General features: G+C 35.4%; 11 protein-coding genes. All 11 read right to left on the bottom strand.

The annotated features are described in order from the left end of the window. Positions 1-6: 6 nt before the first annotated feature. Positions 7-759: an ABC transporter ATP-binding protein gene (locus tag Q1W72_RS13865; protein WP_282716067.1), complete on the bottom strand. Its 753-nt coding sequence runs from the start codon at positions 757-759 to the stop codon at positions 7-9. A 6-nt stretch (positions 760-765) separates the two neighbouring features. Further along, complete coding sequence (locus Q1W72_RS13870) at positions 766-1,548, bottom strand: ABC transporter permease (protein WP_282743925.1); 783 nt, start codon at positions 1,546-1,548, stop codon at positions 766-768. A gap of 176 nt (positions 1,549-1,724) precedes the next feature. Further along, positions 1,725-3,620, bottom strand: coding sequence for an SPFH domain-containing protein (locus Q1W72_RS13875; protein ID WP_099714820.1), 1,896 nt, complete (start codon positions 3,618-3,620; stop codon positions 1,725-1,727). Between the two features lie 220 nt (positions 3,621-3,840). Further along, entirely contained in the window at positions 3,841-6,444 is a 2,604-nt protein-coding gene (locus Q1W72_RS13880; protein ID WP_302135888.1) for a cation-translocating P-type ATPase, read from the bottom strand. Positions 6,445-6,493: 49 nt separating this feature from the next. Further along, entirely contained in the window at positions 6,494-6,787 is a 294-nt protein-coding gene (locus tag Q1W72_RS13885; protein WP_302135890.1) for a chaperone modulator CbpM, read from the bottom strand. Continuing rightward, positions 6,784-7,698, bottom strand: a complete 915-nt coding sequence (locus Q1W72_RS13890; protein WP_302135891.1) for a J domain-containing protein — start codon at positions 7,696-7,698, stop codon at positions 6,784-6,786. The genes Q1W72_RS13885 and Q1W72_RS13890 overlap by 4 nt, the downstream gene beginning before the upstream one ends. A 54-nt stretch (positions 7,699-7,752) precedes the next feature. Further along, positions 7,753-8,325, bottom strand: a complete 573-nt coding sequence (locus tag Q1W72_RS13895) for a YceI family protein (RefSeq protein WP_302135892.1) — start codon at positions 8,323-8,325, stop codon at positions 7,753-7,755. Between the two features lie 259 nt (positions 8,326-8,584). After that, positions 8,585-9,646, bottom strand: a complete 1,062-nt coding sequence (locus tag Q1W72_RS13900) for a reverse transcriptase domain-containing protein (protein ID WP_302135893.1) — start codon at positions 9,644-9,646, stop codon at positions 8,585-8,587. A 498-nt stretch (positions 9,647-10,144) separates the two neighbouring features. Next, positions 10,145-11,299, bottom strand: coding sequence for a phosphatidylserine/phosphatidylglycerophosphate/cardiolipin synthase family protein (locus Q1W72_RS13905; RefSeq protein WP_302135894.1), 1,155 nt, complete (start codon positions 11,297-11,299; stop codon positions 10,145-10,147). Further along, the gene (locus Q1W72_RS13910) at positions 11,286-12,389 is read right to left on the bottom strand and encodes a site-2 protease family protein (RefSeq protein ID WP_302135895.1); all 1,104 of its coding nucleotides are present in this window, start codon (positions 12,387-12,389) and stop codon (positions 11,286-11,288) included. The genes Q1W72_RS13905 and Q1W72_RS13910 overlap by 14 nt, the downstream gene beginning before the upstream one ends. A 97-nt stretch (positions 12,390-12,486) precedes the next feature. After that, positions 12,487-13,476: a 2-hydroxyacid dehydrogenase gene (locus Q1W72_RS13915; RefSeq protein ID WP_302135897.1), complete on the bottom strand. Its 990-nt coding sequence runs from the start codon at positions 13,474-13,476 to the stop codon at positions 12,487-12,489. Positions 13,477-13,631 lie beyond the last annotated feature (155 nt).

A 13,631-nucleotide genomic window follows, 5' to 3' on the forward strand; every position in this document is an offset into this window, starting at 1 on the left:
GTATTCTTATTTAAAGAAAGCTTGTACTTTAGGATCTGTTGAGGTTGATAATTCCTCAAAAGTTCCTTCCATATAATTGATACCGTCAACCAATAAAATCATTCGGTTCGAAATCACTCTGGCGCAATCCACATCGTGTGTTATGATTATTGCCGAAGTGTTGTATTTTTTTTGGATAGACATCATTAGCAGCAAAATTTCCTTTGCCGTAATAGGATCTAAACCAGTTGTTGGTTCATCATAAAGAATTATTCTTGGCTGCAGAATTAAAGTTCTGGCCAAAGCGATTCTTCGTTTCATTCCTCCCGAAAGCTCTTCGGGCATTAAATTTATGGTATGAGCCAGCCCCACATTTTCTAAAGCTTCCATAACCAGTGGCGTGGTATCGGTTATTTTTCCAAATTTTTTTTTGTGACGGCGCAAAGGAAATTCTAAATTTTCCCTGACGGTCATTGAGTCATAGAGTGCGCTTCCCTGAAAAAGAAAACCTACTTCAGTCCGAAGGTCATCCAGCTCTTCCCGGCTGAGTTCGCTAATATCTTTTCCCATTATTACAACAGTTCCACTGTCATGTTCTTCTAATCCAATAAGGCATTTTATCATAACAGATTTTCCTGAACCTGATTTTCCCATGATAACCAGATTTTCCCCTTCATTCAAAACCATATTAAAACCATCCAAAACATGATTATCACCATAGCTTTTTTTTAAGTCTTTGATTTCTATTATGGCCTTTTGATTTGGTATAGATGTATTCATAATCAGTTATAAATCATAAAAAATATCAGTGATAAAAACAGCAATAAAATCAATAATAAACAATAACATCGAGGTGAAAACCACCGCAGAATTAGCTGCTAAACCGACACCTGCAGTTCCTTTTTTACAATAATATCCTTTAAAACAACCCACCAACCCGATGGCAAAACCAAAAAAGAACGTTTTAATGGTTGCCGGTATTAAATCCCCAAATTCCAACGCATCAAAAACCTGATTGTAATACAATAAAAAAGAAACATTCCCTTTTATGTTTTCTACTAAAAATGAACCAAAAATGGCAATGGCATCTCCAAAAAAAACCAAAATAGGAAGCATGAAAGTAGTTGCTAATATGCGGGTTACCACTAAATATTTGAAAGGATTTGTACCGGAAACTTCCATGGCGTCAATTTGCTCTGTAACTCTCATAGAACCTAATTCAGCACCAATACCGGAACCAATACGGCCAGCACAAATTAATGCGGTAATGATGGGCCCAATTTCTCTGATAAGTGAAATACTTACCATGGACGGCATCCAGGAAACGGCTCCGAATTCCTGCAATGTGGGTCGTGACTGTAAAGTGAATACTAAGCCAATGATAAATCCGGTTACTGCAACAAGCAACAAGGAACGATTTCCCATATAAAAGCATTGTCTAAGGAACTCTTTGAATTCCGAAGGGCTTTTAAAAGCTTCTTTAAAAAAACGCCCGGCAAAATAAGAGAGCTCGCCAACTTCAAGTAAAAAACTTTTAAACAATTCGATTATTTTAAAAATACTATTCATTAGCAAATGAATTAATTTTTAATAAAAAAAGTTATTCAAATATACAATTATTTACCTGATTATCAGTATTTAAGGGTGTTCTTTAGCTGTTTTTTTGAGAAATTATAAAAACAAACGCCATTCAAATTTTGAATGGCGTTTGTTGAACATTTTATAAAAAACTATTGTATTACTGTTTATTCCTTCTCACTTTTTGTATCCATCATTTCCATTAGTTTCATTCCAAGAAGACCGCTGATTGGTCCATCAGATCCATTATTTCCAGAGATTAAAACATCAGGAATTACTTTGATTTTTCCTTTGCCAATCTCCTCAGTTATTTTGTATTTCGTGAAGTTATCACCACCCATTGCAGAAACTTGTAATTGATAGGCTTCTGCAGTTGATTTACCAATAGCCATAATTTTTTCAGCTTCGGCAAGACCCGTTTTAGAAATTCTTTCAGCTTCGGCACTTGCAGTTAGTTTTGTCGCTTCTGCCTGTGCTCCAGCTCTTGCTTTAGTAGCTTCCGCTTCGGCATTGGCACGCATTTTTGTAGCTTCTGCCTCTGCATTTACATTTAATTTTAAACTGGTTGCATCTCCTTCTGCTTTTTTAACTGTTGCATCAGCAGTACGTTGGGCAATTTCAACACTTTGAGATGCTTTTACGATTTCTTTTTGCATATCCGCAATAGCGGTTTCTTTTTCCATTCCCTGACGTTGTTCCTGAGCCATTCTTTGTGTCTGATAAGTTTTTTGCTCTTCTTCGGCAATCTTCCTGTCAGTCAGAGTTTTCATTAGGGATTCTGGAGGTACAATATCTCCTATTAGTGTGTCAACTGCATTTACATTGTATTCATCAAGAACCACTTTGATATGATTTTTAGCAGATTCCTGACGTTCTTTTCTTGTTGATAAAAAGGATATTACATCACTTTCTTGAGCGGAGTTTCTAAAATAATTCCCAATTGTTGGTTCCAAAACCTGTGAAACAAGATTATTCATACTCCCAAAACGGGCAATTACTTTTGGAGCTTCATTCGCGGGAACATGAATAATTTGGGACACATCCAGATTAAAAGGGAAACCATCTTTTGAACGAACCGTAATTGTGGATAAATTTTGGTCTAAATTATGGGATTCACTGCGTGCATCTGCCCAGTTCAATACTAGATTTGTTGTAGGAACAGGCTCTAATTTAGTAGTGTATTTATTTAAGGCATATTTTCCGGGACCCAGCGGCTCCATCCATACACCACGTTGCCCTTTTGAAACAATATTTCCATGTTTGAAAGTATCACCTGTTACATCTTGTCCGTCTTCGCCAATATAAGAGATCACAACCCCAACATACCCTATAGGCACATCTGTCATAGGAGTTTGCTCTATTTGTATTGCCCAAGTATTGATATAATAGGATCCGGCAAGCATAACCTGTGGTTGCAATCCACGATTTCCGCCATTTTTTAGAAATTGATCAAAATCTTGAAAGTTATTATGATTTTCAACAAATTTACCTGCAATTTGACCAATAGGAATTGGCTCACCATCCATAGCAGTTACAATTCCGACCATATTCTCTGAAATCACAATTTGAGGAGACATTACCACTTCAAATAAAAAGGTATTAATCCTGTAAGATCCTGTAGTTATAAAGGCGGATTGACGTCCTTTTTGCCCACCATTATTCAGAAATAAGGTAGCGTCCTGAAAATTGTCTGAATTCACTTTTTGTGCCAAAATTCTACCCGTTGGTATTTCGGCACCATCCTTACTTAAAAGTAGCCCAATATTACCTTCAGGGATAATGGTAAATGGAGCCATTTCAACAGAAAATTGCCACGGCCACATAGCCCAATATAATCCTGGAGCAAGTGTTTTTGCCTGAAAACCAGCTTCCCCTTTGGTAGCTATAATTCTACCGTCTGGTAAGGATTTTTCGGATCCAAAGAGGACGAATTTCTTGGTCACTAAACCAATTTTATCTTCAGGAACGATTACCATTCCGAAGAAAACACGTAAAACGAATTTGTAAAGAATCAGGCATATAATCAATACCAGTACCCACCAATAATTTGTAATTGTTGTCATATTATATAAATTAGAATTGTAAAATTAAGGCAATTTTTAGTGTTAATTCTAAAAATTAGAATAATTAACGTTTGAATAATCTTACTAAATTTATATAAAAAAATATGGCTTTTAACACTGTAAACAGGCTCTTTAAGACCCGATTAATTTTGATTCAATCAAAAGTTGGCATTTTGAATATTAACATTTTTTTGCGGTGTTTTTTTGCTCTTAAATTATTTTAAAACAGAACATGGAAGTCAATAACTCGTCTGTTTTTAATCCATTTCTCTATTTCTCCGGCCCAAAATACAATACTTGATATCGCTAAGGTTAGTCCTAGTTCATATAAAGATAAAGGTTGGGTCTTAAAAATTTCGTTAAAGAAAGGCATGTAAATAATCATGAATTGAAGGAGAATGGTTATCAATAGGGCACCAACCATAGGTCTGTTAGAAAAAAATCCAATTTTGAATATAGATTCACGCCCGGAGCGAATGACCATTACATGTCCCAACTGGCTAAAACAAAGCACCGTAAAAGCCATCGTTTGCCAATGTGTATTGGTATTATATATTGCGTAAGCTTGCATTCCTATGGTGACGCAGCCCATCAAAAAACCAATCCATAAAATGTGTAAAGCCATCCCGTTTGAAAATATATTTTTCTTCGGATTTCTGGGGGAACGTTTCATGATATTTGCTTCAGATGGTTCTGAGGCTAGTGCTAATCCTGGTAAACCGTCCGTTACCAGATTAATCCACAGGATGTGAATTGCCAATAGTGGAATGGGTAACCCAAAAAATGGAGCTAAAAAAATCGCCCATATTTCGCCTGAGTTTCCTGTCATAATGTATTTAATAAATTTTAGGATGTTGTCAAATATTTTTCTGCCGTGTTTAACGGCAATAATAATGGTGGCAAAATTATCATCCAATAAAATCATGTGCGAGGCTTCTTTAGAAACTTCGGTTCCGTTGATTCCCATAGCAATACCAATATCAGCATTTTTTAGTGCCGGAGCATCATTCACACCATCGCCAGTCATTGCCACAAAATGATTTTTGGATTGTAAAGCATTAATGATTCTTAGTTTCTGTTCTGGATTTACACGGGCATACACTTTTACCTTTTCTACAATTTGGATAAACTCACTTTGTGTTAATGCACTTAGTTCTGAACCTGTTAAAACTAGGTCGTCATCCGTGACAATAATGCCTAGCTTTTCTGCAATTGCTTTGGCAGTCAGCTTGTGGTCACCCGTAATCATTACCGGAATAATACCGGCTTCCTTACATTCAGAAACTGCTTGTTTTGCTTCTTCTCGTGGGGGGTCAATCATGCCTACAAACCCAATAAGTGTTAATTCATTTTCTATCAAATTAGCATCTGAAGTATCCGGTAAAGACGGAAGTGTTTTCATTGCATACCCTAAAACCCGATATCCTTTTTCGGCCATTTCGTTGACTTTACGTTCAAATTCAGGAATAAGTGATTTTTGATTGTCATTCAGTTTGTGAAACAATACATCGACAGCCCCTTTTGTAATCACGATTATTTCACCATTAGAATTTTGGGTTTGATGCATTGTAGTCATGCATTTTCTTTTAGAATCGAAAGGCAATTCTCCAATTCGAGGTGATTTTAGTTCTAAATCAGAGCGATTCAAATTTTTATCGGATGCATATTGTACCAATGCTAACTCCGTTGAATTGCCCAACCATTTTCCGTTTTCATCTTTTGTGACATCATTATTTAAAGCGATAGCGAGCAGCAATATGTTTTTTTCTTTAAAAAAAGGCTCATATTCTGTATCCGATGTTTCAAAAATTTCCTGTACAGTCATTTTATTCAACGTAAGAGTTCCCGTTTTATCAGAACAGATGTACGTCACGGAACCCAAAGTTTCCACAGCCGGTAATTTTCGAATAAGGGCATTGCTTTTAGCTAATTTTTTAGCACCAAAGGCAAGTGCAATCGTAACTAATGCTGGTAAAGCTTCAGGAATTGCGGCAACAGCGAGTGAAATAGAAGTAATTAACATGGTCAAAACAGATTCTCCCCGCAACCATCCGATTAAGAAAATTATAGCGCAGATAATAAGTATAATCACTGATAATCGTTTGCCAAAAGCTGCTAATCTTTTTTGTAAGGGCGTAGAGGTTTCATCGGTTTGGATCATTTTTGCGATGTGTCCAAGTTCAGTATGCATTCCAGTTGCTGTAACGTAAGCCAGCGCTCTTCCGTTAGTCACAAATGTTCCTTTGTATCCCATATTAGTTTGGTCACCAAGCGCATAATTTCCTTCGGGAAGTTCCTCAGGATTTTTTTCTACATTGTTTGATTCGCCCGTAAGTGCTGATTCATCGACTTTTATCTGATGGGTTTCAAAAAAACGGACATCAGCAGGAATAACATTTCCCGCTTCGAGTACGACTACATCGCCAGGAACAATATCCGATGCAGGAAGGTCGATTGTTTTTCCTTCACGTAGAATACGGGTATGGTTTGCTGCCATATTCTTTAATGCTTCCATTGCTTTTTCAGCTCGATACTCTTGGATAAATCCCACCGCAGCATTAATAATAATGATGGCAAGAATAATTATTGTATCCGTAAGATCACCTATTATGCCTGAGATAATTGCTGCAGCAATAAGAATGAGAATCATGAAATCAGATAATTGAGAAAGCACCATCTGTAGAATTGTCTTCTTCTTTTTATCTTCTATTTGATTTTTTCCATGTTCGCGCAAGCGTTCTGACGCCTTAATATCATCAATACCGGACGGAGTTGTGTTTAGCAACTGTGTTATTTCTGATAGCGGTAGTAAATGCCAGTTCATATTTTTTACTTTTTATATGCAGTAAAAAAAATATTGAAATTGTTAAATCTCAACTTTCATATAAACGCAATCTGTTTTTAGTGGAAACAAGCTCATTTTGCAAAGCATCAATTTTTTGCAATAGATTAAATACAATATCAATTCCCTCTGTATTAATATCTAATTCCTGATGCATGCGTATCATTTTCTCTATTTCATAGATTGCATCCGGATGGATATATTGCGTTTCTTCGATTGTTTTTATTTCTAGCAAACCCATTTCGCTGAGGTTATCAAAAAAGGAGATTGCTACTTTATAATGAATGCATAATGCGGGTATCGGTATCAGGCTTTCTATGTTCATGACGTTCTTAACTTAGCGAGTTCCATAAATAGTTCTTTTTCTTTTTCGGAAAGATTTGTGGGTATTTGTATGTGATAGGTAATGTATAAATCCCCAAATTCACCTTCCTTTTTATAGACAGGAAATCCTTTTCCTTTCAGTTTTACTTTTGTTCCGTTTTGGGTTCCGGGTTTTACGGTTAGTTTTACTTTTCCGTCAAAAGTATCTGCGGTGATATCGCCACCCAATATGGCAGTATATAAATCTAAGGGAACAGTGGAGTAGAGGTTGTGTTTATCCAGCTTAAAGTTGGTGTGGTTTTCTATGGTGAAAGTGATGTACAAATCTCCTTTTGGTCCACCGCCAGCGCCTTCGCCACCAAGTCCGCTAATTTTTATTTGTTGGCCATTTTCAACTCCGGCAGGAATCGTAATCCGAATGTTTTTGCCATTAACTGTCAAGGTGCGTTTGTGGGTGGTGTACACGTCTTTTAAGTCAAGATGTAATTCTGCATTAAAATCCTGCCCTTTGAACTGTGCACTGCGACGACCTCCGCTTCCTGACGAACGACCTCCAAACATAGATTCAAAAAAATCAGAGAAATCTCCTCCGCCACTAAATCCTCCTCCGCCAAATCCTCCAAAACCATCCTGTTGGCCGCCTCTGTGATACTGCTGCTGTTGTTTTGATTTTTCAAATTCTTCCGCATGCTGCCAGTTCTCACCGTAGTCATCATATTTTTTACGGTTCTCGGCATGACTCAAAACTTCATTGGCCTCATTGATTTCCTTGAATTTTCTTTCAGCTTCCTTATCGTTAGGATTTAAGTCGGGATGGTATTTACGGGCCAGTTTTCGATAGGCCTTTTTAATCTCGGCTTCGGTTGCTTTTTTGTCCACTTCAAGAATCTTGTAATAGTCTATAAATGCCATCTGGATTGTTTTTATATAATTTGTAGGCTTTATTAATACTTTAATCGAATGTATTTACTGTTTAATGAACTCACAATCTGCTTTAATTTGTACTTCGTCACTAATCATTTTCGAAGGGAATTTAGGACCTACATTAAATTCAGAACGCTTTAAAATTCCGCTAAACTTAAAGCCTGCAGTAATTGCTTTTGATTGTTCATTCACTATAGTTCCTCTATACCACATAGTAACTATTGCCGGTTTTGATATTCCATGCAATGTGAGCGTGCCAATAAGTTTGTATTTATCCTTTCCGATTTTTTTTATGGAGATGCTTTTAAAAGTCATTTTAGGGTATTTTTCCACGTCAAAGAAATCAGCACTTCGCAAATGATTATCACGCATTTCCACTTCGGTGTCAATAGAGGCTACATCAGTCGAAAGTTCAAATACAGCATCACTAAAATTCGATTTAGTAGTTGTTGCAGTTATCTCAAATTTTTTGAATAGTCCTGCTATATCCGAAATGCCATGATGTACGGTGCTAAAAGTAAGTTTTGAGTGCATTGGATCTGCTTTCCATGTTGTTTGAGCCAGCAGAAAAGTAGATAAAAATAATGTTGCGATGATGGTTGTTATTTTTTTCATGAGGTATTATTTGTTTAATTATTTGATAGGTTATAAAGACGTCCGGAGTTTGAAATCTTGCTTTTATCAGTAAGAATATGTATAAAAAAGACAGCACAAGTGATTGTGATTTTTATACATTTTGCTCTATCAAATTTAATTAATTTTCAGGTATTAAAATAGTAATAAATAGCTTTATTTCAACAAGTTATAAAAATAAAAAAAACTCTAAAATGAGTTTTTAAGCCATAGTTCTTTTACCAAGAATATTTTTTAATTCTTATATTGGTAATAATTCGTCCTCCATAGCTTTTAAATCCTGTTTCTTTTTTAGCTCTTTTAATATAGATTTGTATTCTAAAAATTCGATGTCTTTTGGATTTATTTGTAAAACAAAATTGATTTTTCCCAACAAATGTTCGAGGTAATTTTTTTGGTTGATTTCTTTGTATTCGCGGTGTTCCTCAAAACCAAATTTCTTGATGTAGTACATAGCTTGTCTTAAATCATTGCGTTTGTGGAATACCACTTGCGGTTTTTCATTCACAACAATTCCAGTCACGGTTTGGCGTGTATCGGACGTCATGAGTTTAATCTTGTTTTTATTGATGCGAAGGTTTAATTTTTCAACAGTTTCAATAACTTTATGGAGCAGTTTATTTTCATCAAAATCCCCCGAAAAACTCATATCGTCAGCATAACGGGTGTATCTTATTTTATGCAATTTGCAGTAAGCGGCAATCTCGGCATCGGCATCTTTAAAAATTAAATTTGAAAGATACGGACTTGTGGGCGCGCCTTGAGGCAAAGTTCTGTCTCGGGTGCATAATTTAGAAAGCAATCTCGATACCATCTTAGAATATCCTAATTGATGAAATTCTTTTTCAACTAATCCAATAGTTATTGATTGAAAGAAATTCTCTAAGTCTAACGTAAATACTTTAGGCTGATTTTTATGAAATTTTAGGTTTTCTATAAGGCTTACATTTGTTTTGTATGCTTTCGCAAAAGGGCTGATGGGAACTTTATTGAGGATATTTCTCAAAATCCAGATTTGGATTTCTTTCAAGCTCGGAAGCGGTTCAGAAATGAGTCGTTTTGTGCCATTTTTTTTTGAAATCTCAAAATCACGATAAAAATAGCGGGGATACACAGCCGCTTTTTTTAAGTATTCTTTTTTGTATCCCACCAGAAGCGATAAATGGCTTGGGTTGTAAATAATCGGTACATCATGAGAAAATAAAACTTCGGCATAATCCAGACAGCGTTGAATATTTGGCAGGGAATAGCCTATTTTATGGGATTTGTCTGTAAAGGTATCTTTGTATTGTGCAAAATCCATAGCGTTGAAATCGTTAATGGAGTAGGGACTATTCTGTCCCTAACCCCGATTAAGAATACCGGTTTAAAAGTTCGGAGCTCTGCGGAGAATCTTTTAAACCTGGTGCTTGAAAGAACATTCAATTACAGAGCAGTGACTCACGGCTCCGATGTTAACCTGAGCTAACAAATTTCTTTGAGAAATGAACTAAAAAAATAATTCATCCTGACTGGGAATAAACACTATTTTACTGCTTAATTTTGGAATTTTACTCTCCAAATCTTTTTGAATCCAATCCTCTTTTTTTTTAGTTTTTAGTCGGTGTGGTTCCATTAGTAGTTTATTTATAAAGTACTTATTATTAGTGTTTTAAATGATTTAAAATCATATATAAAGTTAATTAAAAATAATTTATTAACAGTACTTATAGGGATAATTTTTTAAACAATGATTTTGATTTTAGAAACAGAATATACTTTTTGTTTTTTAATAAAAATTGAAATTATTGTTTTCAAAAAATCAATTATTGAATCGCTTGTAGGGAGTGTACGTCACAATTATTTCTATTATTCGGGTAATGCAATATGAAAGAAAATTGATGGATTTCGTCAATAGATTATTCTTGATTTTTAAGGAATCAGGCGTTATGCTTTGGCATTGAGCAATAATTTTGATGAGGTGTGCTTGAAACATTTTAGAAAATAAAGAAGAATTTATTTCGACATTCATTTCAAGGCTTCCGTACGAACTTAAATTATTCAGATTAAAAGATCCTATTGTAGTCCAATTGCCGTCTATTACCGCGACTTTTCCGTGTAAGATTGATTGATCCCACTCGTACAATTCAATATTATATGTAAGCAGTTTGTCGTAGAGAAAGCAGGTAGCGCGCCTTGTAAGCGGTAAATCTGATTTTCCCGAAAGAATTAATTTAATTTTCACCTTATTTTTAGATGCTTTTTTCAAGGCTCGAATGATTCGAATCCCTGGCAGAAAATAACTTCCCACAATAATGATGTCTTTTTTCGCATTTCTAATGGATTTTATATACCCATCACAAATCTCATTTTTGCCTTTTAACCAGTCATTCTGAAGAATACGAACCATCGCATCTTCCTGAACAAGAAAAGAAGATTTTATTTTACTGTTGTGTAAGTGTCTTTTTTTGAAATAGATATCGGTACACAATTTTTGAAGCGGCTCGGCAATTTCTCCTTTTAATTGAACTGCATAGTCGAGCCAAGGAGCTTCTGTATCCGAACCACAATATTTATCGGCTACATTTATACCGCCAATAAGCACGACTTTTGCATCAGCAACAATAACTTTTCGGTGTAGTCTTCTGCCTAGGTAAAAAGTATAGGTTGAAAATAAAGGAGCAAAAAAACGAATGTTTATGCCGCTTTGTCTCATTTCTTTTAGTATTTCTGAGGGAAATGATAAAGACCCTAAACCATCCAAAAGGACATAAACCTGAACCTTACGCGAAGCGGCTTCTTTTAATGCTTTAATAATTCTATTTCCGGTTGTATCGTTTTCAAAAAGATACATTTGCATGTGAATTTCAATCTGTGAATTCCGAATAATAGCCTCTAATCGAGAAAAATAATCTTCGCCACTGTAAACAAGCTCCAGATTTTTTGGAGCAATAAGGCTATTTTTACTTTCTATCATGGGCTTTATTTATTTTCACTTCGTTAATTAAAAGAAATTCCATAAGATTTTCAACATCCAAAATACCAACAACTTTATTATTTTCCATAACGAGCATTAATCTTGATTTATTGAGTTGAATGAGCTCAAAAACTTTTTCTAAAAGAGAATCACTGTCGAGGTAAACTAAATTTCGGTCCATGACGTTGTAAATAAATTCATCATCTCCTTTTTTTGAAAGTGCCATAATAATTTGGTCTCGATTCAGTGTTCCTACCGGAATACCTTCTTCAGTAATCAGGAAATTCTTGTTTTGGCTGTCCAATACCAATTCAACCGCTGTTTTTACAGTATCATTTGCATCAATCGTCGGGTATTGTTTCATTACAACATCATGCACTTTAAAGCCTTTCAAGATGAATTTAGACTCCGTATAATCTGCTTCAACCTGAGCTCCAATAATGACAAAAATACCGATAAAAACTAAAATCGGAGAAGTGAAAAATCCAAAAATAATGAATCCCATTGCCAATAGTTGTCCTATCCGTGCCGAAATTCTTGTGGCAACATGCCTTTGTAACTTGAACGATAACAGCGCCCGTAAAATCCTGCCGCCATCCATAGGGAATGCGGGGATTAAATTGAAAAGTGCCAACCAGAAATTGACTAAAAAGAAATTGAGAAAGAAATTATTCGCGTTCACGCCATTAGATAATTCCGCCATTAATTGCTCAGAAGTATCCGGAATCGTAATGAAAATCCCCGTGATAAAGGCCAATGTAATATTTACCAAAGGTCCCGCAAAAGCGACTATTAATTCTTCGGATGGTTTTTCTGGTAATCGTTCCAGTCTGGCCAATCCGCCAATGGGTAAAAGGGTGATGTCTTTGGTTTTTATGTTGTAATTTTTTGCGGCTAAAGCATGACCGAGTTCGTGTAATAAAACAGTAACAAAAATGCACAAGATAAACAGCACAGACCATATTATTTGAGTAACATTTTGCCCTGATCTGTAGTTCATGAAAATGATAAACAGAATAAGTAAAGTGAATGTCCAGTGTATGAATATTCCAATACCAGATACTTTTCCGAGTTTAAAGGATCCTTTCATCTTTTGAGTTTTTAATACTGCTAACCCCAGCATGATTATAAAAAACAGACAAACAATAAAATATTCTATTCGTTTACAAATGATTTCAAAACGGGTATCAATTCACCTCATTTCCAGAAATACCATTATAGGCCCAGGCATTCAAATTCGCAATTGTAGTGTGTGCAATTCCCTCTAATGCTTCGTTTGTCAAAAAACCTTGATGTCCGGTAACCATCACATTAGGATGGGAACGAAGTTTTAAAAACAAATCATCATTTATTGGAGTATCAGTATGATCTTGAAAAAATATTGGTTTCTCTTTTTCGTAAACATCTAATCCTGCAGCGCCAATGGTTTTATTTTCGATTGCTTCTAATAAGTCTTTTGTATTTACAATTCCTCCACGGGCAGTATTAATAAAAATCACTCCTTTTTTCATTAATGAAAATGTGCTTTTATTAAACAGATGGTTTGTTGTTCCATTGAGTAGATAATGAACGGATATCACATCAGCAGTGGCACATAAATCTTTTAGTGAAACGTAAGTAATTGGAATTTCATCCATGAGTTCCTTGTTTTCCTTAATATCAAAGGCTATTATTTTACAGCCAAAACCATGCATTATTTTTGCAAATGCAGCTCCTATTTTTCCAGTTCCTACAATACCTATTGTTTTTCCATGCAAATCAAAACCCACCAAATGATCCAAACGATAATCGCCAATTTGCATTAACGTCTGACCTAAAACAAGTTTTCTGTTTAGTGCCATTAACAAGGCCACGGCTAGTTCAGCAATGGCGTAAGGCGAATATTCAGGAACATTTGCCACTTTAATCGCTAATGATTTTGCTCGGGCCAAATCAACATGATCGTAACCTACGGAACGCAGAGCAATATATTTTACACCACAAGTATATAGTTTCTGCAATACTGTTTCTGAAGCATCATCCGAAGTAAAAAGTGAAACAGCATCAAATCCTTTGGCAAGGGCTGCGGTACTTTCATTCAAAGGCTGCTCCGTAAAAACTAATTCGGGATTACCATGCGCTGCTTTTTCAAGGAAAGCCTTATCAAACCCCAATATGCTATAGACTAATACTTTCATTTTTGCTGTTTTTCATTTCTAAAAAAATACTTGTTAAGGTAGTGAATTTTTAGCAAACTTGTTTCAGTAATTTCAATTCTTATTTTTAAATTTAATGAATATAAGTTGTTTTTAATCAGCGGTTTTAAAGAGCAAGCGGATGCTTATGTTGCTTC

This window comes from Flavobacterium sp. ZE23DGlu08, assembly GCF_030505335.1.
In the GTDB taxonomy this organism is placed as follows: Bacteria; Bacteroidota; Bacteroidia; order Flavobacteriales; family Flavobacteriaceae; genus Flavobacterium; species Flavobacterium algoritolerans.